Source organism: Chryseobacterium sp. SIMBA_038 (assembly GCF_046535115.1).
Taxonomy (GTDB): domain Bacteria; phylum Bacteroidota; class Bacteroidia; order Flavobacteriales; family Weeksellaceae; genus Chryseobacterium.
Window position 1 is genome coordinate 308,658 of the sequence record NZ_JAWRXH010000003.1, and the last position, 22,893, is coordinate 331,550.

Below are 22,893 nucleotides of genomic sequence, written 5' to 3' on the forward strand. Positions count from 1 at the left end.
CTTCTTAATGAGGTGGTTTTTATGTGAATATTCAATTTTTCCAAAAGCCACTATTCTGAACCCATGTCTTAAAAAGTCCGGGCCAAGCAGAAACCTCACTATTCTTTTTACCTAATCTCCAGCCATGTCCACCGGTCTGAAAAATATGCATTTCAACAGGAATGTTTGCATTTTTTAATGCTTTATCCATCAGGTAACTATTGTCTACCGGAGAAATAGGATCATCTAAGGCCTGTGCTAAAAATGTGGGTGGAGTATTTGTATTCACCTGCCTTTCTACAGAAAAATCAATCTCTTGTTCGGTTGTTGGCTGAGTTCCCAGAATACTTTTTTGGGCGTGGGTTTTATTATTGGGAGGAAGCATTGAGATCACGGGGTAAATAAGTCCTTCAAAATCAGGTTTCGCAGATAAGGAATCTATTTTATCAACAGGCTTGTAAAATTTTTTATTGAAAAGAGTAGAGGTAATACCTGCCAAATGCCCGCCTGCGGAAAATCCGAGTATTCCGATTTTATTTTGATCAATGTTGTAATGCTTTGCCAGATTGCGAATCATTCTAATAGAGCGCTGAGCATCTTGAAAAGGAACATCTGTACTGCTCCAATTTTCCTGAGGTAAACGGTAAATGAGTTCAAATGCTGTCACTCCTTCAGATTGCAACCAATTAGCGGTTGGGGTACTTTCTTTTCCTAGCTCAATGTGAGCATATCCACCGCCACTGATCACTAAAATTGCAGTTCCATTGGGTTTTTGGGGGGATGAACGATCAGTCTTGGGGTGGAAACATTCGTTACAGATCCTTTATCGCTAATGAGCTCCGAACTCCGAGTACCTCCTGCATTCGGCATATGGGATGGCCATAAATCAATTTGTTTTAAGCTATTCTGAATGCTGAATTTTTGCCCTTTACCTTGTGCATTGATTGATGCATTGGCAGAAAATAATAAAGCAGTAATGATAATAAATGCTCTCATCGTAATAAGCGGATAACTTAGGCTATCTTAGATGAGGTGCTGCAAAAAAGATGCAAATTTTGATGTTGTAGAAATGATTTGAATAATAATAACAATCTACTTATTAAACGTAGTATTATCCTGAAAACTTTTCGGAGTTACCCCCACCAACTGCTTAAACACTCGGGTAAAATAATTAGTATCAGAAAATCCTGTCTGATAGGCTGTTTCCTTAATACTGTTCTGACTCGCCAATAATTCTTTTGCCTTATTAATTCTTTCCTGCAAAATAAATTCATTCGGAGAAGTTCCTAGCTCGTCTTTAAACATTTTAAAGAAATTGGATTTACTTACATAAGCCAACTTAGCAATGCTGTCAATCGATAATTTTTGATGAAGGTTATTTTTAATATAATCCACTGTAAAACCAATTCTAGATTTATTTTTAGCAATATTTTTCTCAACCATACTCCTTGCTTGGGTTTGCATGAGTCTTATGAGAAGTTCTTTCAAAGCAAAATCTGCCATAATGTCTTTTTGAGAATTATCATCCATCGCAATTCTCATAATGTTGTTGGTTGCAGAGGTAAGAGATTTATTATTAAAAAGAAAATACTCATCAAGCTGAATATTCCATTGTGAAGTTTCGTCAACTTTTGGTAAATGATAATTTAAATGATTTAAAGAATTCTCGATAAATTCTGGATTAAGGCTTAAAGAAATGCATTGTGACGGAGTTTCATCGGCTTCAGGAAAATCAATCACCATTGTTTCTCCGGGGGCAACCAAAATACTTTCTCCCGGAAAATAGTCGAAATAACTCGTTTTATTATCCAGTTTCATATGTTTTTTGCCACGGAGCATGGCTGTAAAAGCGATATTTTCAAAATGAAGTTTTACATCAAAAGCAGTCTTGTGAGTTTCATAGATGCTAAATTCACAATTGTTTAGATTAAATTTCGTCTGATTTTCAATTAAGTTTAAAAGCTGATTCTCCGTCTTTAATTCAGGAGTATTTAATAAAAATTTATTATCATTCATTTCTAAACATTTTTTATTGCCTCTTCTATCAAATATAGAAATTTATACGCTACGCAGTTGTTAATAAAACTATAAAATTAGCCATCTGCACTATTTTGATGTTTTTTTGTAGGATTATGCTATACGTTTGTGCTAGGTAAGTGTAATTTGGTTGAACAGAAAAATTAAAATTATACTAATATGAGCACTATTACAGAACAACAATCAGGCACAGCTTTACAGTGGCCTGAATTCAAAAGCAAATATGATAACTATATTGACGGAAAATTTACAGCTCCTGTCAATGGTCAATATTTTGACGTAGTTTCTCCGGTTGACGGGAAAAATTTCACTCAGGCAGCACATTCATCTAAAGAAGATCTAGAATTGGCTGTCAACGCGGCAGAAAAAGCATTCCAGACTTGGAAAGACACTTCTTCAACGCAAAGAAGTATTATTTTAAACAAAATTGCCGATAGGATCGAGCAAGATCTTGAATATTTAGCAACAGTTGAAACCATCGACAATGGTAAAGCTGTAAGAGAAACTTTGGCAGCAGATTTACCTTTGGCAATCGATCATTTCAGATATTTTGCTTCAGTGATCAGAGCAGATGAAGGTTCTCACAACGAACTGGATAAAGATACTGTTTCATTGATCGTTCATGAGCCACTTGGAGTAATCGCTCAAATCATTCCATGGAATTTTCCTTTATTAATGGCAATCTGGAAGCTTGCTCCAGCTTTGGCAGCAGGAAACTGTGTAGTTCTAAAACCGGCAGAAAGCACCCCAATTTCTATCATGGTTTTAATGGAAATCATCGGAGATTTGCTTCCAAATGGGGTAGTGAACATCGTTAACGGTTTCGGGGCAGAATTGGGAAGAGCGTTGGTTACGAATCCAAAAGTGAATAAAGCGGCATTCACAGGTTCTACGGCTACAGGTCGTCTGGTAATGCAATACGCAACAGAAAATATCATTCCGGTGACATTGGAATTAGGCGGAAAATCTCCAAACGTTTTCTTTAGTTCGGTAATGGATGCAGACGATGCATTTTTAGACAAAGCAATCGAAGGTGCGGTTCTTTTTGCTCTAAATCAGGGTGAAATCTGTACTTGTCCGTCGAGATTATTGGTTCAGGAAGACATTGCAGATGCATTTATTGCAAAAGTGATCGAAAGAGTAAAAGCCATCAAAGTCGGAAATCCTCTTGATAAAACGGTGATGATGGGAGCTCAGGCGTCTCAGATTCAAAAAGATAAAATTCTTTCTTACATCAAATTAGGAAAAGAAGAAGGTGCTGAGGTTCTTGTCGGAGGTGAAGTGAATCATGTTGGAGAAGGTCTTGAAAACGGATATTACATCCAGCCAACGATCTTCAAAGGAAACAACAGAATGAGAATTTTTCAGGAAGAGATTTTCGGACCTGTTTTGGCGTTCACGACTTTCAAAGATGAAGAAGAAGGAATCAAAATTGCGAATGATACAATTTATGGTCTTGGAGCAGGAGTTTGGACTAGAGATGCGCATCAGTTATACAACGTTCCGCGCCAGATCCAAGCGGGAAGAGTTTGGGTCAATCAATACCATTCTTATCCTGCAGGAGCACCTTTCGGAGGTTATAAACAGTCAGGAATCGGTCGCGAAAACCACAAAATGATGTTAGATCACTACCGTCAGACCAAAAACATGTTGATTTCTTACAACAAAAACAAACTAGGTTTCTTTTAATTTTAAATATTAGGGCGTGCCCGTTTGCCTCAGCTTAGGCCGAGGCAAAACGGTCGGGCTATCCAGAGCTCCACTTCGTTTCGGTGCTCCGCTTCGCTCCGTACTCTCGTTTTTCAAACGAGACCCTTCCTATCCCTCACGCAAAAAGTACGTTTATTTTCACTTATTTGGTATTTTCCGGATGAGCAGGATATCTTATGAGCCTTGTCAAGGTTCAAAACCTTGACAAGGCTTTCAAGAAAAAGCAAAAAATCAAACTAAAAACTAACCAAAAAAAATCAAAATATGATCCCAAAAACAATGAAAGCCGCAGTCGTTCAAGGCTACGGACAACCGCTACAAATCCAAGAAGTTCCTGTAAAAGTGCCGGGAAGATATGAAGTTTTAGTAAAAGTAATCGCCTGTGGTGTTTGTCACACAGATTTACACGCTGTAGACGGTGACTGGCCTGCAAAACCCAAAATGCCATTAATTCCCGGACATGAAGGAGTCGGAATTGTCGTAGCCTGCGGACCGGAAGCGATGGTAAAAGAAGGTGATGCAGTTGGAGTTCCATGGTTATATTCTGCTTGTGGCTGTTGTGATTATTGTATCACTGGTTGGGAAACATTGTGTCATGCTCAGCAGAATGGCGGTTATAGTGTTGATGGTGGTTTTGCAGAATATGTGATTGCAGATTCAAGATATGTCGGACATTTAAAATCAGATGTCAACTTTTTAGAAATTGCCCCAATTCTTTGCGCGGGAGTAACCGTTTATAAAGGCTTAAAAGAAACCGAAACAAAGCCTGGAGAATGGGTGGCTATTTCAGGAATTGGCGGATTGGGGCACGTTGCCGTACAATATGCAAAAGCAATGGGAATGCATGTCGCTGCAATTGATGTTTCAGATGATAAATTAGAATTAGCAAAAAAATTAGGAGCAGATTTAGTGGTCAATGCAAAAAACACAGATCCTGGAGAATATCTACATAAGGAAGTCGGCGGAATGCACGGCGCATTGATCACAGCTGTTTCTCCAATAGCTTTCAAACAAGGAATTGATGTTCTTAGAAGAAAAGGAACGATCGCCTTAAACGGACTTCCTCCCGGTTCTTTTGAACTTCCGATTTTCGAAACGGTTTTAAAAAGAATCACAGTAAGAGGTTCAATCGTTGGAACAAGAAAAGATCTTCAAGAAGCATTGGATTTTGCGAATGAAGGATTGGTCAAGGCAACGGTAACTTCAGCAAAATTAGAAGACATCAACGAAGTTTTCGATAAAATGAAAGCGGGACAGATCGATGGCAGGATCGTTCTCGATATTGCCGGAAGTGCAAGTTAAATTATATGAGTTTAAGAAGTCCGGTAGAGTTTTTCTCCGGACTTTTCTTTGATAAATATTTTTATTTCTAGAGGTAAATCTTTTGTAAGAAATATCTTCCCGATTTGAGATAAGATGGGTTTGCTAAACTTTAGCTGAATAATACATCAAAAAAAAGGAAGGGGGGGGCTAAATCCACCCAATCCTGAACAAGCATCAATCTTCAGATTCAAATCCTCCCTCAAAAAGATTAAGGACTTTTAAATACCCTTTAAACTTTTTCTTTCTAAATAATCCTATTCCGAATAGGATCAATAATCCAAGTCCGATAAGAAGGACGCATAAAGTAATGATGTTCATTATTCTATTATTTATTTATTTATTTATTTATTTATTAAAATTTAACCATGTTTTACTGTTTTTAATAAAATTGTAATTCATATTTCTCTATACTCTAAAGATAAAATTGTGTGATTTTTATATATAAAATTTTATATTCAGTCTCTCTAAACTTCTGTTACATCAAAATACTTTAGATATAAAGACAAAATGAAGTTCCTTTTTCATTTTTGCTTACCTTATCTTCTGAAGCTACTCTGAGAGGATATTAGCAGTTTCCATTAATTACTTACAAAATTATATTCATCTTAAGGTGGTGTTGTAAAGAGAATTACTACAAATTTAAACTCATGTTAAGGTGGTGTTGATGAGTGTAAAAGTAAACTCGCCTTTTATCCTAAATATTTTTGCTTAATTAAAATATTTGCAAGTATATTTTATGGCTTCCAATAAACTTGCGACGTACTTCTTAAATAAAGATCAAAATAAATTTTATATTAGAGGCATAAATAGCTTTACGAATATTATATAAATCAGATTGACGCAATGCGTAATTTGAAAGTCATAATGCATTTTAAAAACACAGTTAATGAAAAAAAAATATTACGGAAAATTAAAATAGATAATGAGACTTACTTATGGAAAAGGTTGCATCTTCATTTAACAAATTATGAATACTCAACATGTGTTGAAAAGGTTGTGATTTATCTTGAAGGATATAAAAAATCTCCGCTTCAACTTTCGTTTAGAGAAGAGGATAATTTAACTCTTAAATCAGATGTAAAAAAAGAAAAATGGCGCGTAGGTTATCCCGATGATGGAGTAATTTGGTTGTATAAGTATAAACCTCGTTTACCTAATAATAAAACATACCCAGTTAATGAGCAACAAACTGATGAGATCAATTTGAATCGGCCGGCTGTTATAGCAGAGCTAATTCGATATTTTCTTCATAATGGTTGGAAACCAAAAGAAAGTATAAGGCCATACATTATTGAAGATGCGTTGAGATTCCTTGAGATAATTACATTGCCTAAAGGTATAACATGAGTAACGAGGAACCTCATTTTATATTATTGTAACCTGGACGAGAGAATAAATAGCTTAATTATATGTAGTGATTAGAAATGTAATGCCCTAATCGTTACATTTATCTAATAAATAAATCATAAATAGTCAACTTCTTGTAGTTGAAAAACGTATGATAGATAAAAAATACATGTCAAAAAACGATTAAAATAATTCCTTGAATTAAAAGGACTAAAAATGAAAATATGTTAACAGAAAAAGAGATGTTAAATTTAGCAGAACGTTATTTAAAAAGAAAAGCAGAATTTGGAGGATCTGATATTGAAGTGGTAATATTAACAGAAGAAATTATTAAAAAATATTATGGTAGCATTTATTATTATCAATCTAAAGAATTTATTTTAACAGGAAATATTAACAAAGCATTGACACCAGGTACCCCTTTTTTAGTGGAAAAAAGTTCAGGTAGGGTAGTTGCATTTGCTAGTGCAATGAGTTTGGAAAATAATATAAAGTCGTACGAAAATGGAACTATGACACCAAGTTTATATTCCTATTGGTATCCTGACGAAGACAGATTTGATTATAAATAAATTTTAATTATCAATCTCAAAAAATGTTTTACTAACTTAGAGTATATAAAAGTCACAAAATTTTTTAACTAAACCAAATTCTATTATTATGAAAAATTTAAAAATTCTGTCAAGAAAAGAACTGAAAGCAATTGAAGGAGCGGCATCTATTTCAAAATGTCTTCCTGGGAATTACTATTGTCCTGAAGCTGCAGTATGTGTCCCAATTAATGCAGAATGCTATATTATAGTGCCAGATATACCAGTAGAAGGATAATTAAATTTTAAAAAAGTTCTTCCCTGGGAAGAACTTTAATTCTCTTCATCGCTTCTCTTAATATTTTCATATTTATTGCTCAGATTAAATTAATTGGGATTAAACTAAAGATGTTTTTTACTTCGAATATGCAATTAACAAAATTTATCTTTAGATAATCTAGTATTATTGTATTTTTGATTTAAATACTAATAACCTTCAAAACTAATGAACCAGATCCCCATTAAGACGAAATTCTACTTATTGTTTATTCTGTTTTCGTTCCAAGTCTTATGGGCTCAAAGTGTGGAACCTGCGGGCAATACTCCTGAAACAAAAGCTATCGACAAAGAATTAAACAAAATTCTTAAAGACAGTAAAACATTTATTGACCCAAAACATGAGCCACAACTTTTAAAATTAAAATCTGAATCACAAAAATATGCTTACGAAGACGGCGTTCTGCGTAGCGGTGATTATTTAATGGGGTTGTATATGGGGATAGAAAAAGATAAGAAAGTAATAGATCTCGGAAACGAACTAAAAAAAACGGCAAAAAATAAAAAAGATACATACGGCCATATATCCAATATTTATAGACGAAATGCATTAGTATTAGGATATTTTGGACTACCTGATGCAAGTCTAATGGATTTTAGAAAAGCAATTAGCTACGCATCAGAAATTGAAAATAATGATAAAAAAAGAAGAGCACTTGCATATACTTATGAAAATATGAATATCTACTATGAAAGTAGAAAAAAAGAAAAAGGTGCAATTGACTCCATGTATAGTAATTACATGAAAAGTCTTGAAATGGCAAAAATGATAAGTAACAGAGGAAACATTGTATCTATTGATGAAAAATACGACCTTATCGCTTATAACAATATGCAAGTAGCCATACTATATCTGGATGATATACAAAAAAAAGACAGATTAAGTTTGGCAGAAAAGCATCTTTTGGATGCGTTGGAAATTTATGAAAACAAAAAACTTAACACTGATCCGGTAAACAAAGCACAAACCTATAATGTCATATCTAGACTGTATCTTGAAGAAAAGAAAACAGAAAAATCGATTGAATATAGTGTAAAAGCACTAAAATTTGAAAAACAACATAGCAATCCCAACACAAGACTGCAATCTTATAAACTTCTTCTTGAAGCTTATTTAGAAAAGGATGATAATGAAAATTCAAAATTTTATCAATCTGTATATACCACTCTTAATGACAGCTTATATTCCGAAGAAAGGAAAGCATCTAATTCTACCATGAAGAAAATAGTCGCTCAAATTGATACAGAAAATAAGGAAAATTATAAAAACCTATGGATCATTACAGGAGCTTTCATATTAATTGCAGGATTGGCAACAATTATTCTTTGGCGAAGAAACAATAAAAAGCTGCATAAGAACTACGAGTTGATGATAGACAAAATTAAAAATGAATCAGTACCTCATACGATAGAAACTAATACAGTACCCAAAAATTTAATCTCATCTGATACGGAGAAAAGAATTCTTGATCAATTGGAAGCTTTTGAAAATTCAGAAGAGTTTCTTAAGCCCAATTTCACCATCAGTTTGCTTTCTACTCAGCTAAATACAAATGCCAAATATCTTTCTGAAATCATAAAGAATCATAAATCTCATAGTTTTAGCAGTTATAGTAATAGTTTAAAGATTGACTATATCGTTCATAAACTCTATAATGAACCAAAGTATCGAAGCTATAAAATAAGTCATCTTGCGGAAATCTGCGGATATGCATCGCCACAGGTCTTTTTTGTAGCTTTTAAAAAAATAAATGGAGTAACACCCGCTTATTTTATTCAGAAACTTAATGAAGATAACATCTAATTTTATTCAGCAAGGATAAAACAAAAAATCTTTTTAGCTATAATTTTATCATTTCTAAAACAAATCAATTTTTTGATCTCATTGTAAATCTTCTACATTCAGTCTCTAAAACACAGAATAATTATATGTAAAACTTTTGCTCACAAATCATGCTAAGTTTAAAATAATAAATCCATTACTTGTTGCGATGGATTTTTTATTTAAATTCCTCAAAGAACAGTTGATATTTTTAATTTTAAGAAAATTATCGTTGTACAATTTTACTAGAATGTACTATAATTTCATATCCGTTCTTGATTAAACTAATCATTTTTTCCATTGATCGTTATTTCGTTAAAACAGATAAAGTACTGCAAATCAATTATATTTATTTGTAAAACAATAATTTTTATCAGAATTACTGAATTGCTTATAACATCTTTTATTTAACCATAAAATATCACTGTAATATTGTCCAAGATTCCAATAAGGATATTTCCTCTTACTTATTGAAATAAAATCATAAAAACTAAAACTGTGAATGATGCAAAAGGACAAGAATCCAATTTTCCCAAACGTGGTACAAATTACCACGGGAAATTTGGTTTCTTTTTTTCATTATTCCTAATTCTTATTTCAAATTCTGTTTTCGCTTTTCCAGACAAGCCTTCCTCTGAAAATGTTGTAGACTCTTCTATTGTTTCCTCGGTTGATCAAACAGAAGCAACGGTAATTCGTGTTGCAGAAGGAACCAGCGTATATGGAATAGAAAATTTTTCACAAACATCTAAACCCTTATCCTCTTCCATTAGTAAAGGTTATAAGAAACATGTGAAGAAAAAAGTAAAAGCAGTTGTAAAGGCGAAAAAGGAAGTTCAGATTGAAAATAAAATTCCAAAGCCGGAAATCACAACACACGTATCAAAAGATCCGTCAGACAGTTCTTTTCAAACAGGCGGTGATTACATCAAAGTTGGAACTATTACAACCAACAATACTTTCAAATCTGCTGAGTTGATCCAAACGTATGATTTTGTAATTCCTAATTTATATAATAAAAAGTTTTACTACACATATTCTTTCCCTTTTATAAAGAGTATTACAGATCGATATAATTTTACAAGGCCTCCACCTGCTATATTATCTTAATTCATACTTAACTGGAAAATCTGCGAATCTTTATAAATCTTTCTTCTAATAGAATTTATACGGTTGAAGAGAATCTTAATCTCTAATTAATTTTTTCATTTGAGATACTTGCTGTCATTCATAAAGCACATCTCAAGAGAAAATTTGCACACAATTTTTCACGGAATTTTTTCTAATTCAGGTTTAAAGTTAATTACACTTAATCTGAAATGTATAACCAAAATAAATATCGAAAATATGATCCCTCAATATTTTCTAAGAATAATAAGCCTTGCATTAATTTGCACAATTGTTCCAATATTCGGACAGTCACCGGGAGGAGTTACTCCTGCTGCTTGGTACAAAGCTGATGCTTCGGGTACATTGTTTTCAGATGCCGGAGTTACTGGCTCAGCTAATAACTCGACAGTGTATCAATGGAATGATGCTCAAGGTAACGGATTCAATCTTTTGCAGGCAACTGCCGGATTACGCCCTACATTTTCAAATAGTACCACATTAGCAAACTTTAATCCCACTGTTACATTTCAGAGTAAATGGATGGAGTTCCAACCTGGAGCTGGAGTAAATATCATAGACCGTACAAATGGAACATTATTTACGGCAGGATATCTAAATACATTAACGCAAGGTGGTATTTTCGGATTCGATTCTACTATGGATTATCCGGGATTACATACTTCTAACAATGGACTTAATAATTTATTATTTTTTACCGGAGGTCCGGGTTATCAAGGAGTAACGACTAATAGTTTTCAAAGTAATTTTTATTTCACTGCAGGAGTAAACTGGCAAAATGGAGCGGGTACAAATGCTTCTTATGCTGCCTCTACCGTATCTCTAAATGGTAGTAGAACAGATTACTCAGGAAGTCAGTTACAAAATGCTGTTCTTGATGTCAATGCCAGAGATATCCGCGTAGGTGGAGATACCAATTATGGTTCTATAAACGGCCAGGTAAACGAAATGTTGATCTTTGAGAATAGACTTACTGCTGATGAAATGGACAGGGTTGAATCTTATTTGGCAATAAAGTATGGAACAACTTATGCTCAGGGAACCAGAGATTACAAAAACTCATCAAGTGCCGTAGTCTGGAGTGCTTCAGGAAACACAGGCTATAACAATAATATTGCAGGTATTGCTAGAGATGCCACAGGATTGAACCAAAAACAGTCTTGGAGTACGAATTCGGGCAAGCAAGTATTAATTTCAACAACCGGATTAGCAAATACTAATGCGGCGAATGCAACTTCTCTTAATAATGGACAGTATTTAATCTGGGGAGATAATGGTTTAAAACAAAGTCTTGCTGTTCCTATTAGTGGAATTACAGGAGTTAACTATCGTTTCGAATCTATCTGGAAAGCTCAGAATACAGGAAGTGTTGGTACGGTACGTATTGCTTGGCCATCAGGATTAACTAATTTAAGACTTATTCAGAGTGCTGACGTGGTGATTAACAATACAGATACAATAACGGATATGTCTGTCAATACTCAGACTGTAAATGGTGTTATCTATAATTATGCAGATGTAACATTGGCAAATGGCCAGTATTTTACCTTTGCAGCGTATATGCAGACTCCTGGAGGAGTTGCTTTACCAGCAGTATGGTTAAGAGCAAACGATGGAACCAACACAACTACAACAGGAAGTAATGTAACTTCATGGGTCAACTATGGACTATCTGGCGGTACAGCAGTACAGGCTTATACAGGATCTCCTGTTTTTCAGAATGCAATTCATAATTTTAATCCTTCTGTTACAGATATTACTTTATCAACACATGATGGATTAGTTTTGGCTGATGTTTTCCCGGACTTTTCACACAGAGACTTGAGTACTTTTGTATTGCAGAGTCAGGCTAATCTTGCACAACAACTAACGATGGTGTCTTTTGGGAATAATGTTGTTCCGGGAAGCAGCTTAGATGTGCCCTGGTTTGCGAGTCAATCTGCAACTGAATCCTATTTCTTCTGGCAGGACAATTATCAGGCAACGCCTAACTATCCTAATTCTTTAGCAAGATATAGTAATATCCCTACCATTAATTCTTATTATCTGCCAAAATGGATATCTGGAACCCATACCACTACTTTGAGTATGAATGGAGCTACATCAACTGCATCTGGAGGTGTAAACGCTAACAGGGGAATTGGGAATAATTTATTTATCCATGAAGATGGAGGTACAAATAACTCTTCAGGAGGAAATATCTCAGAAGTTATCAGTTTCGATAGAGTATTGACCGATACGGAGAAACTACAGGTGAATTCGTATTTAGGTATTAAGTATGGTATTACCCTCACAAATGCATTGGGCACTTTACCAACTGATTATCTGAATCGTTCAGCAGCAGTTGTATGGAATTCAACAACTAACACCGGGTATAATAGCAATATTGTCGGGATCGCGAGAGAAGATGATGGAGCATTAAATCAAAAACAATCTAAAAGTGTCAATGACGGACAAAAACTAATTATTGGAGCGGGAAATTCCTTAGCCGATACAAATGCCCTTAATACAAATAGCTTAACGAACGGTCAATTCTTAATAGTCGGAGATAATGGTTTAAAGCAAGGTCTTTCTGTAGCTTTAGCTAATCCTGCAGCTCCCGGAGGAGCTACTAGTTATCGTTTTGCTTCTATTTGGAAAGTACAAAATACATCAAGTGTAGGAACTGTTACAGTGGCTTGACCTTCGACAGGGATGCAAGGATTTCATTTAGTCCGTTCTACTGATGCAACAATAGATGCTGCGGATACATTTATTCCAATGTCTGGAACAACAACAGTTAATGGTGTTACGTATAACACAGCAACCGTAACATTTGGTGATGGAAATTATTTTACTTTCGCTGCATACGTTCATGCTCCGGGAGGTGTACTTTCTTCACTTTGGTACAGAGCTGATAAAGGGGTCGCTCCAGCAACTGGCGCAGTAACAACTTGGACAGATTACTCAGCAGGTAAAGTACCTGTTATACCTACATTATCAAGCAGTACATCTGCTCCGACTTCAGTGACCGGAACCGGACTTAATCTAAACTTTAATCCGGGAGTAACATTTGTATCTGCAAATGCTTTAGGAAACTCAAGTGTTCTAAATTCTCTTTCAGGAGCAAATTACACAGTCTATACAAGCACTACTCCGGTTACAGGAAATAACTGGGATAGAATTATGGGATTAAATTATTCAAATCTAACAGGAGGTAACTCTTATGATAGCCCCGGACTTGGTGCCGATAATGTAATAGTTAGAACTAATACAGCGGCAGCTCCTTTATTTAGTACAGTTGCTACAGGGTATAGATATAATCAGCTTACAAATACTACAATTGTAAGAAATAGCTTCACCAATACATTATTTACAAGAGCGTTCAATGGAGCTGTTCCTGGAGGAAACATTACTTATTCCAGCATAACAACAGGTCCAGATGGAGGAATTATATTGGGAAGAAATGCAAATGCCGGCGGCGATGATGATGGAGCCGGAATGACCATGTCTGAAACTATTGTTTTTGATGGTACACTTTCTGCCAATGATGTCAACAAGGTTGATTCATACCTGGCTATAAAAGGAGGTATTACATTAAATACTGCCAATACTCCAAATTATTTAAGCAGTAGCTCTACGAATGTATGGAATGGTTCCGTGAACACTGGCTACAATAATAATATTTTTGGTATCGCATATGATTATGTCTCTGATTTACATCAAAAACAGTCAAAAAGCATTAATGATGGGCAGAAATTAATTATCGGTGCCGGAGGTGCATTGGCAAACACAAATGCTTTAAACACCAATACTTTAACAGACGGACAATTCCTAATGGTAGGAGACAATGGATTAAAACAAAGTCTTACAATTCCTATCAGTGGAATTACAGGAGTTAATTATCGTTTCGAATCTATCTGGAAAACTCAGAACACAGGAAGCGTTGGAACAGTTCGTGTTACCTGGCCTGCAGGTTTAACATCGCTTAGACTGATTCAGAGTGCTGATGCTGTAATTGATAATACAGATACGGTAACAGATATGTCCCTGAATATTCAAACAGTGAATGGTGTTACTTATAACTATGCAGAGGTAACATTGGCAAATGGACAGTATTTCACTTTCGCAGCATTTGGACATGCTCCGGGAGGTGTTATCAACGGACTAAGCCAGTGGTACAGAGCAGATATTGATGCTGCTAATACCGGGAACAGTACAGACGTAACTTCTTGGAAAGATTATTTTGCAGGTACAGTTTCAGCTCAGATTGCAGGAAAAGCATTACCGAAATATAAAGTTGGAGATGTTACTTCTTTCAACTACAATCCGGGAGTTAGTTTTACAGCAATTACTCAGACATTGGGTAATAATACTACGCAAACAATCACCAATACGAGCAATGATGTATTTACACTTACTAAGAGCGGAATAACATCTCCTTCAAGTCCAAACCCTCACTTCTTCAGTATAACGGCAAATAATGCGACAACTGATGCTTCGTCTTGGGATTATTTAGGATTTCTACCAAGTACTGTGATAGAAAGAAGACCTGTAGGAGGCGGAACACAATTACCTGGTTCAGGATTAGATTATTCTGCAACAATTCCTAGTATTATGTATAATACATTCACCAATACAACTTTGGCAAGAGGGCTGAATGGTGCAGCTAATGTGGGTACAGTAAATACCGGAGCAATGGGACTTGCTTTAGGAGGCCATGTATTTGGTGATACCCGTTGGACTGGCAATACCAGCGATAATGGAGGTATTATAGGAGATATCGGTGAAACCATCATCTACGGTGGCGGAAATATTACCCCAGCAGAAAGAAGAAAAGTTGATACTTATCTTGCCATTAAATATGGTATTACATTGGGACGTGTTGCAACAGATCATTACATAGCAACAGAAGGAAGTACAGTTTGGAGTGGTGCGCTAAATACAACTTATAACAATAACGTATTTGGTGTTGCTAAAGATAATATTGAGGCATTTGATCAAAAAGTATCAAAAAGTGTCAATGCAGGTACAATACTTACGGTTGCTACTACTAATAATTTTGTATTGCCAAACCTTGATGCAAGCCGTAGCGCATTTACAAATGATGTTACTTACTTTTTGTTGGGAGATAATAATATTACAACGACACCACTTGCAAACCTTACAGTCTCTTCAGCACTTTATAGAAGAATTGCAAGAACATGGCTGTCTCAACGTACCAATACTCCCGGAGGTTTATACTTCGAAAGTAACCTTGTTGCTTACACAGGAATTGGAACTACTCTGGGGAAAACTGTCTTTATGTTGATTGCAGATGATCCTGCTTTTACCACTAATGTAAAAGTTGTATCAGGTACAAGCACAGGATCCGGTAAATGGGTCTTTAACAATAGTTTTGACACAGACAACACTGCCAGATATATCACTTTCGCAGAAGGAGATGCTCTTACAGCATGTTACAAACCTGGTGCTGTGGCAAGTGTAGGTAATCCTGCATTAATCAGTAAAGTAGGTATTAGTTCTCTTGACAGAGCGGGTGCGGCAGGCGATAACTGGCCTGCAGTGCGTACAGGAGCATGGTTGGTGTTAGAAGCTAAAACAAAAGGTTTTGTTCCGAACAGATTGGCATTTTCAGCAGGAAATCCTGTAGGTATTGCACCGGCGAATTTTGTAGAAGGAATGTTGGTATATGATATTACTAATAAGTGTATGAAAATGTACACATCACAGGATGGAGGTACTACTTACGGATGGTACTGTTTAACGACACAGACTTGTCCGGACTAGATATTAATTAGTTATGGTTGGGGGTTGAGGAATTCATGTCTCAGCCTCCTTTTTATTAAACATAAAATCAATAACAATGAAAAAAATAATAACATTATTAATGGTTTCTTTTTCCACTTATTATATCCATGCGCAGATTGGAATCAGTAAAGCGAGTGTGTCAAACGGATCTGTTTCTCTGGAATTTGGTGATACAGAAAACAGAGGACTTATTCTTCCATACGTCACAGATAAAACCGGGATCACGGAAAATGGAACAGTAATCTACGATACCACAGATCATAAAGTAAAATACTTGAAAGATAACAGTTGGTTCGACCTAAGTGTTGATACTACCGGAGTAGCTGATCTAAGAATTCAAGGAAATGACAAGACAGAGCAGCCCGGAGCTAAAGTTACGATTTACACAACAGGAGGTACGGATAATACACCGGGAATACTTGTATTGGGAGACACCAATAAAGCAATGGTCTTACCAAAAGTGGCAAGTCCGCATCTTAACATCATTAATCCGAGTGCGGGAATGATGGTATATGATACTACAAAAAGACAGCTTGCCGTATACAACGGTACAGTTTGGTCTTTCTGGAAACCATAAAAACTCAAGGGAAAAAGGAAGGCTGAAAAAAAGTCTTCCTCCTTTTCTTTTAAAATAAAAAACAACACAAAAAAAAATTATGCCGAACTACACTACAATGTATCTCTTCTGATACAGTTTTAAAAAAGAAATCTTAGCAGATTTATATAGAAGTATGAAACAAACAATTTATGATGAGGTCGCATTTCTGTTTAGGATTCACAATATATGCTGAAATATCATTTTAGTATACCACCAGATTACTTTGTCACTATTTATTATAGTTTACAAAGCTGATGCTACTGTAAGAATATAATCTGTATATCATTTAAAGAATAAACAGACGCTTGTATTCTTCTGTCAAACAAATTTTTCCGGCTCTATACAATGTATTATAACAATACTGCGGTTATTTCTATAAAAGATTTAAAAGTAGCATTCATGGGAAAATGATACAAATTCTGAAACAACAAAAAAATATAAAAAAGCATACATATATGAAAAACACATTACTATTAGCTACGGTGGTTTTTTCCTTTTTGATGACAAAAGTATCAGGTCAGATCGGAATCAATACACCAACCCCCCATACAAGTGCAGATCTTGAATTGGGATCTAACAATAAAGCACTTTATCTTAATAGAGTAGCCAATACAGGAGCTGTGGCAAATCCTCAGGTAGGAATGATTATTTATGACATGGCAAACAATTGTATAAAAGCCTATCAGGGTATTCCGGCGCTATGGTCTGATTGCTTCAGCGGAACGGCGGTAGCTTCCGGAACAATAACTTCTCTTACCTGTAGTTCTGCAACGCTGAATCCTGCGGGAGTTGCACAGGGACAGCCCTATTCCGGGACACTTACAGTACCTTATAATGGAGGGGATGGTGGCTATTATCCTGCACAAACCATAGCATCAACCGGAATTACCGGACTAACGGCGACTTTGCAGGCTGGTCTATTTGCAACAGGAAATGGAAGTCTTCATTTGTCAGTAAGTGGTACTCCATCTGCTTCGGGAACAGCTTCTTTTCCTATCAGTATAGGCGGGCAAACGTGTACTGTATCGCTCCCTGTTACTGCAAATTCTTCAGGAGTATTACCGGGATCTATCACTTTAATGCAGAACAGAAAATATTGGATGATCTCCCTATATGATCAGGATTATCTCCCATACACAGCCCCTACAGGATCCGCGACTACCAATACGGTAAACGCAGACGGAGTGAATGAAGCCACATTATTAAATTTACAGGGAGCTATTACCACTACTGGTATTACCGTAAGTATCCCTGTGGATAATGCTTCGGGAAGTGGAACCGTCAATGCATGGAGCAGTATTATTACCGTTCCGGCATCTCTCACTCAGGATGGAATCTCTCGCCAATTGGAGCTTCTGTGGGCATCACAAGCCTACAGTGGCGCTACAACTTCTATTACAGCAACTATAAGGTCTATTGGCGGTACACTTAATGTAAAGCAGCTAGATCTTAATGCAGGTATTGGTGCCGATTATCTGGGAATATTACTGGGAATGTTTCAGTATCCTTACAACAGTACAGGAGCATTAACGAATTATGAACTGAGAGATATCCCTGGTATCCCCGACAGAATGTTTGGATTGCAGGATAATGGAGGAGCGGGTACCCAAAATAGGCACAATTTTCTCTATCTCCCGGTGTTGGCAGAAGATGGAAAAATATGGCTGAATAATAATTTGGGGGCTACCTATTCCCTAGTGGGAAATGCTAATTTTAATCCTCTTCAGCAGGCTACGGCAGGCAATGATTTCAGAGCATTCGGAAGCTGTTTCGAATGGGGCAGAAAGCCTGATGGACATGAGCTGATGAACTGGACGAATGGATCCAGTGGTACAGGGGTAAATCCTGTGAGTACTGTAAAAAGTGATAATCCTACCCACGCGCAATTTATCTATAATACTACAGGAAATGCTACTTCGGATTGGAGGGTAAATCTGGATAATACATTATGGCAAAGTGAATCGAGTGCCAACAACCCTTGCCCACGCGGTTTCAGAGTGCCTGCGACTTTTGAAGTGAATAACTGGATGGCGAAAGCACGTGTAACAGGCGAAGGATTTAACAACTCTGGATACAATACGGCACTTAAGATGTCTTTAGAGCCTACGCGTGCAGGAAATTCGGCAACATTTGGAGACTTTGGAGGATATTGGAGTTCTACCACCACAACAGCTGTAGCTCCGGCAGCAGGGTATATTTATGTCATGATTTATGAATTTTCAGCCGGTGCATCACAAGATGCAAGACCTTATGAAAATAGTACACGTATGAATGGCCATGCTGTGAGATGTATTCAAAATTAGGACAGTGATTTATTTAGCTAATAATACCAAATAATTAAGAAAATGATGTTTAAACAGTTGATAAAAACATTAGCATTTTTGGTGAGTGCTATGATGTACAGCCAAATAGGCGTGAAGACAGAAACTCCTCATGAAAGTGCGGATCTTGATCTTGCCTCTAATAATAAGGCCCTGTATCTTAACAGGGTAGCCAATACCGGAATAATAGCCAATCCGCAACCGGGAATGATGATATATGATCTGACGGATAAATGTGTAAAAGGGTATCAGGGATCTCCCCCGGCATGGTCAGAATGTTTCAGAAGTAGTGCGAGTGCTAAAGCAGCCCAACTTATAAAAATAGGATACACAAAGGACGGGTGGGATTTTGTGAATAACAATAATTTACTGATCAGCCAGCTGGATTCTGCGTTGAAATATGATCTCGCGGAAAAACTAAAGAAAACGAAAAGTTTTACCCTGTCAGATGTAAATGTCGACTTGTCTAATACAGATTTATCTGTGGCTGATCTTAAAAGTAAATATGATGTTGTTATTTCAGGTAAAGATGGGTTCTCTCCCAATGATGCCGTGAAGCTGAATGCTTATATAGGCTTAGGGGGAATAGTGATTAATGCAAAGAAGACTGATAAAAATGCGATGGGTTACAGTTTAGAACATGTTCATAAAATAAAGGGATCTAATAAGAGCATTAAATAGTCTGATAAGCAACCATCAGTACACTATTATAATTCGAATTTATAATGCAAAACTAAATAACTAATATTTTTTTAGAGTAATCATCACTAAAAAGGGGTGCTCTGATTTTAACAAACCATGAAAATATTATTTCAATGGAAACTTGAGTACAAGTATAAAAACAAGCAATATTTAAAAACAAAATTCTAACACTAATGAAAAAATTTACATTACTAGCAGGAGCGCTTATCTTAGTAAGTGCAACAGTTTCAGCCCAGATCGGAGTAAACACAGCAACTCCTAAAACAACAATGGACGTAAGTGCCAAGCGTGATACAGGAGGCAATATCACGGATAATACCCAGATATTGGGGCTTCAGGCTCCACGTATTACGCGTGCTGAGCTTACAGCCAATACTGCAACGTATGCAGCGGATCAGAGAGGTGCTTTGATCTATATTACCGATATATCAGGAGGTGATACATCTGGACAAAGAGTTAATATCAACGAAGCTGGATATTATTCTTTTGACGGAAATGTATGGCAGAAAGTATTATATAAAAATATATATAATTCTGATGGCTCTTTAGTAGGAGCTGGAGCTTCTAGAACAATGACATTGAATGGTAAAGAATTTAATATTACTGGACCAAATCAAAGGACTTCGTGGAGCACGACGGGTGTTCTGTACCAGGAAAACCGTCAGGGTTCTGGAGGAAATGGTGCAATTGTAATTTCCGGAGGGAACAGTTCTAACTTGTTTTTACAACAGTTTTATAATGGACCTGCACAAATTCAGGCTGCTTCTAATTCCACCTCTCTGGATATAGGGACAAATGGCTCTACTGCTTCTGCCCCGCTTACCATAAGCACAAGTATAGGAGGAGGTGCATTAGCGACGGAAAAGATGCGTATCACCGGAGAAGGCAATGTCGGGATAACGACTGCCAATCCTCAAGTTACATTAGATGTTGCAGGAACTCCTGCTACTGCTACTATTCTGGATGGTATAAGAGCTCCAAGGTTAACGGGAAGTCAGATGAGAGCTAAAACGTATACAAACAACCAGTTAGCTGCAATAGTTTATGCAACAGCAGCTGATACGGCTCCGGCGGGGCAGACTATTAACGTTACTTCTGCAGGATATTATTATTTTGACGGAACTGCATGGCAGAGAATGAAAATAAATGATGTGAATATTTATAACAATAACGGATCATTAACAAGCAGCAGAACTTTAACCAATAATGGATTTTCGCTAACTTTTGCCGGTGCTGAACAGTCTACAATCTGGTATAATGACGGAGGAATAAACCAAAGAGGATTTGGCAATGGTAAGAGAGGAAGTATTATTATAGCATCTGATGATAATAATAGTAATGGAATAAACTCTAATCTTCAATTGTTTCAGGATCCGGAGAGCGCAAGTCAAATAGTATCAACAAGTGATTCCCGTGGATTTTATTTAGGGACTAGTTATACTACAACTACTGCCCCTCTTATATTTACAACAAGTGCAGGCTCAAGTGCGGTCGGTACAGAAAAAATGAGAATAACAGGGGAAGGAAATGTTGCTATTAATACATCTCCTCCTACCGAAAGACTTGATGTTAATGGAAATACCCGTCTAAGAGTTCTTCCTTTAAACGGAACAGCTAATGCAATTTATACTCAAAGTGGCGGAGGTGCTTCTGCAACTCAAAACCAAACTTTTACAGCGACAAGAACGGTAGTTGCTGATGCGAATGGTGTATTGGGGTATGTTACTGGTCTTCCAACAACTGCCGGTTCAGGTAGTGGTACTATAAATATCGGGGAAACTCTATCAAGAGTTTACACTGTTCCTGCTGCTACAGCAAATGCGAGTTCTTTTAACCTGAAAACTTATGTTACTGCAAACAGTCTTTCTGCTTTACCTCAATTAGACGGGTTAGAAATGAATTTACAGGGAGTAAGCTCATCATATTATGATCCTAGAGTCTATAATGTCGCGACGGGTACACAATTGGTAAGTTATCAGACCTTTGCAACTCAGGTAAATGAAAATGAAACTTCCCTTAACAATAGTTTGACATCAGGAAACTTTGTACAGGTTGATGCCAACAATATTGTATTCTGGACTAATTCTGCTGCAGAAGTTATTACAACAAATTTACAGGTTCAGGTGGATCCTGTTACCTACAGATGGTATGAATTCAAATGGTGGTGTATGGAAGTTGGTACTGAAAAGAAAATATTTCTTTCTGTGACTAGAAAAGGCTAATTATAGTTATTAATAGTTTTAAAAAAGCAAAAGGCTAAAATAGAAAGTCATAAGTATTTCTACAATCTGAATTGAAATGTATTTAAATGAAGATATAACAGATAAAAATAAAAAACGATTTTAAAATGGACTTTAAGAATATACACATAGGTAACCTGATTGAAAAGCGAGTACAAGAGACAAACATCGACATCTTTCGGATATGTAAATTTTTAGGATGTGAGCAACAAGATATTGAAAAAATGTATGCATCAACAAGCATTGATTCTAATATTTTGTTAAGATGGAGTAAACTGCTGGAATATGATTTTTTTAGAATTTATTCTCAACACCTTTTGTTTTATTCTTCAAATCAAAAAGAGATGAAATCTAAAGAAACTTCATTACCACAATTTAGAAAAAACATATACACAAAAGAAATTATAGATTTTATTCTTGATTCTCTAAAGTCTGGTGAAAAAACAAAACAACAGATTATGGAAGGCTACAGAATACCCAAAACAACTTTATACAAATGGATAAGCAAATCTGATGAGGTACAATAACATGTCAGCATCAAAAGATACAAATTGCAGATGTAGTTTTCGCTAAAAAAAATCAACCATGGCTTAAGAAAGAATTTACAAAAATGAAAAATAGTAAACCTGATTATCAAAGAATATTCGAAGATATTATCATAAAAAAATATCCGGAAAGAAAAGAAGAATTCAAAAATTATCTTGAGAAGAAGCAATTTTCGATCATGGATGTTATTACCCTAAATTCTAAAATATTTAATCTGAAGGATAAAGATACTTTGGCTTTTAATCAAAAACGTAAATCCTACGATCAAAAAACTATTTTAAAAATATTGGATTACCAGCAAAAACAAATGCTGAATAATACTCAGCTGGCAAATTATTTTAATCTAAGTAGGAATACGGTAACCAAGTGGCGGAAATTATATGCGAAATAGAATTATTTCTTTGAACTAAACTAATATTTGTGGATTAACAAAAAGGGAAGTAATAAAATACTTTCAGCTAAAAATTAAACAAAATTATAATAT

General features: G+C 35.9%; 19 protein-coding genes. 15 read left to right on the forward strand and 4 right to left on the reverse strand.

The annotated features are described in order from the left end of the window. Positions 1-31: 31 nt before the first annotated feature. The 3 genes from SB689_RS12365 to SB689_RS12375 all read right to left on the reverse strand — a co-directional run bounded on the left by SB689_RS12365 (position 32) and on the right by SB689_RS12375 (position 1,995). Positions 32-727 (reverse strand): alpha/beta hydrolase, encoded by a 696-nt coding sequence (locus tag SB689_RS12365; protein ID WP_410692446.1) that lies wholly within the window; start codon positions 725-727, stop codon positions 32-34. After that, on the reverse strand, positions 727-975 hold the full coding sequence (locus tag SB689_RS12370) for a hypothetical protein (protein ID WP_410692447.1): 249 nt from the start codon (positions 973-975) through the stop codon (positions 727-729). The genes SB689_RS12365 and SB689_RS12370 overlap by 1 nt, the downstream gene beginning before the upstream one ends. A 96-nt stretch (positions 976-1,071) precedes the next feature. Continuing rightward, positions 1,072-1,995 carry a helix-turn-helix domain-containing protein gene (locus SB689_RS12375; protein ID WP_410692448.1) on the reverse strand — a complete coding sequence of 308 codons (924 nt, stop codon included), beginning with the start codon at positions 1,993-1,995 and terminating at the stop codon, positions 1,072-1,074. 180 nt (positions 1,996-2,175) lie between these two features. Between SB689_RS12375 and SB689_RS12380 the strand changes: the two genes are divergently transcribed. After that, positions 2,176-3,705, forward strand: a complete 1,530-nt coding sequence (locus SB689_RS12380) for an aldehyde dehydrogenase family protein (protein WP_410692449.1) — start codon at positions 2,176-2,178, stop codon at positions 3,703-3,705. Between the two features lie 285 nt (positions 3,706-3,990). Further along, positions 3,991-5,028, forward strand: coding sequence for an alcohol dehydrogenase AdhP (gene adhP / locus SB689_RS12385; RefSeq protein ID WP_410692450.1), 1,038 nt, complete (start codon positions 3,991-3,993; stop codon positions 5,026-5,028). A 195-nt stretch (positions 5,029-5,223) separates the two neighbouring features. Here adhP and SB689_RS12390 read toward each other — a convergent pair whose 3' ends face one another. Continuing rightward, the gene (locus SB689_RS12390) at positions 5,224-5,367 is read right to left on the reverse strand and encodes a hypothetical protein (RefSeq protein WP_410692451.1); all 144 of its coding nucleotides are present in this window, start codon (positions 5,365-5,367) and stop codon (positions 5,224-5,226) included. Positions 5,368-5,892: 525 nt separating this feature from the next. Between SB689_RS12390 and SB689_RS12395 the strand changes: the two genes are divergently transcribed. The 13 genes from SB689_RS12395 to SB689_RS12455 all read left to right on the forward strand — a co-directional run bounded on the left by SB689_RS12395 (position 5,893) and on the right by SB689_RS12455 (position 22,800). Beyond that, the gene (locus SB689_RS12395) at positions 5,893-6,396 is read left to right on the forward strand and encodes a hypothetical protein (protein WP_410692452.1); all 504 of its coding nucleotides are present in this window, start codon (positions 5,893-5,895) and stop codon (positions 6,394-6,396) included. Positions 6,397-6,620: 224 nt separating this feature from the next. Then, a complete protein-coding gene (locus SB689_RS12400) occupies positions 6,621-6,968 on the forward strand; it encodes a hypothetical protein (protein WP_410692453.1) in 348 nt (115 codons plus the stop codon). Positions 6,969-7,056: 88 nt separating this feature from the next. Further along, positions 7,057-7,224, forward strand: a complete 168-nt coding sequence (locus SB689_RS12405; protein WP_410692454.1) for a bacteriocin-like protein — start codon at positions 7,057-7,059, stop codon at positions 7,222-7,224. Between the two features lie 207 nt (positions 7,225-7,431). Then, positions 7,432-9,066, forward strand: coding sequence for a hypothetical protein (locus SB689_RS12410; protein ID WP_410692455.1), 1,635 nt, complete (start codon positions 7,432-7,434; stop codon positions 9,064-9,066). A gap of 516 nt (positions 9,067-9,582) precedes the next feature. Beyond that, positions 9,583-10,194 (forward strand): hypothetical protein, encoded by a 612-nt coding sequence (locus tag SB689_RS12415; protein WP_410692456.1) that lies wholly within the window; start codon positions 9,583-9,585, stop codon positions 10,192-10,194. A gap of 237 nt (positions 10,195-10,431) precedes the next feature. Next, complete coding sequence (locus tag SB689_RS12420) at positions 10,432-12,894, forward strand: hypothetical protein (RefSeq protein WP_410692457.1); 2,463 nt, start codon at positions 10,432-10,434, stop codon at positions 12,892-12,894. 12 nt (positions 12,895-12,906) lie between these two features. After that, positions 12,907-15,981, forward strand: coding sequence for a beta strand repeat-containing protein (locus SB689_RS12425; RefSeq protein ID WP_410692458.1), 3,075 nt, complete (start codon positions 12,907-12,909; stop codon positions 15,979-15,981). 76 nt (positions 15,982-16,057) lie between these two features. Then, a complete protein-coding gene (locus tag SB689_RS12430; protein WP_410692459.1) occupies positions 16,058-16,579 on the forward strand; it encodes a hypothetical protein in 522 nt (173 codons plus the stop codon). A gap of 476 nt (positions 16,580-17,055) precedes the next feature. Further along, positions 17,056-18,903: a hypothetical protein gene (locus tag SB689_RS12435; protein WP_410692460.1), complete on the forward strand. Its 1,848-nt coding sequence runs from the start codon at positions 17,056-17,058 to the stop codon at positions 18,901-18,903. A gap of 42 nt (positions 18,904-18,945) precedes the next feature. Beyond that, positions 18,946-19,602 carry a hypothetical protein gene (locus tag SB689_RS12440; RefSeq protein ID WP_410692461.1) on the forward strand — a complete coding sequence of 219 codons (657 nt, stop codon included), beginning with the start codon at positions 18,946-18,948 and terminating at the stop codon, positions 19,600-19,602. A 194-nt stretch (positions 19,603-19,796) separates the two neighbouring features. Next, the gene (locus tag SB689_RS12445) at positions 19,797-21,845 is read left to right on the forward strand and encodes a hypothetical protein (RefSeq protein WP_410692462.1); all 2,049 of its coding nucleotides are present in this window, start codon (positions 19,797-19,799) and stop codon (positions 21,843-21,845) included. 125 nt (positions 21,846-21,970) lie between these two features. Beyond that, complete coding sequence (locus tag SB689_RS12450) at positions 21,971-22,390, forward strand: transposase (protein ID WP_410692463.1); 420 nt, start codon at positions 21,971-21,973, stop codon at positions 22,388-22,390. An 83-nt stretch (positions 22,391-22,473) separates the two neighbouring features. Beyond that, positions 22,474-22,800: a helix-turn-helix domain-containing protein gene (locus SB689_RS12455; protein WP_410692464.1), complete on the forward strand. Its 327-nt coding sequence runs from the start codon at positions 22,474-22,476 to the stop codon at positions 22,798-22,800. The last annotated feature ends 93 nt before the right edge of the window (positions 22,801-22,893 follow it).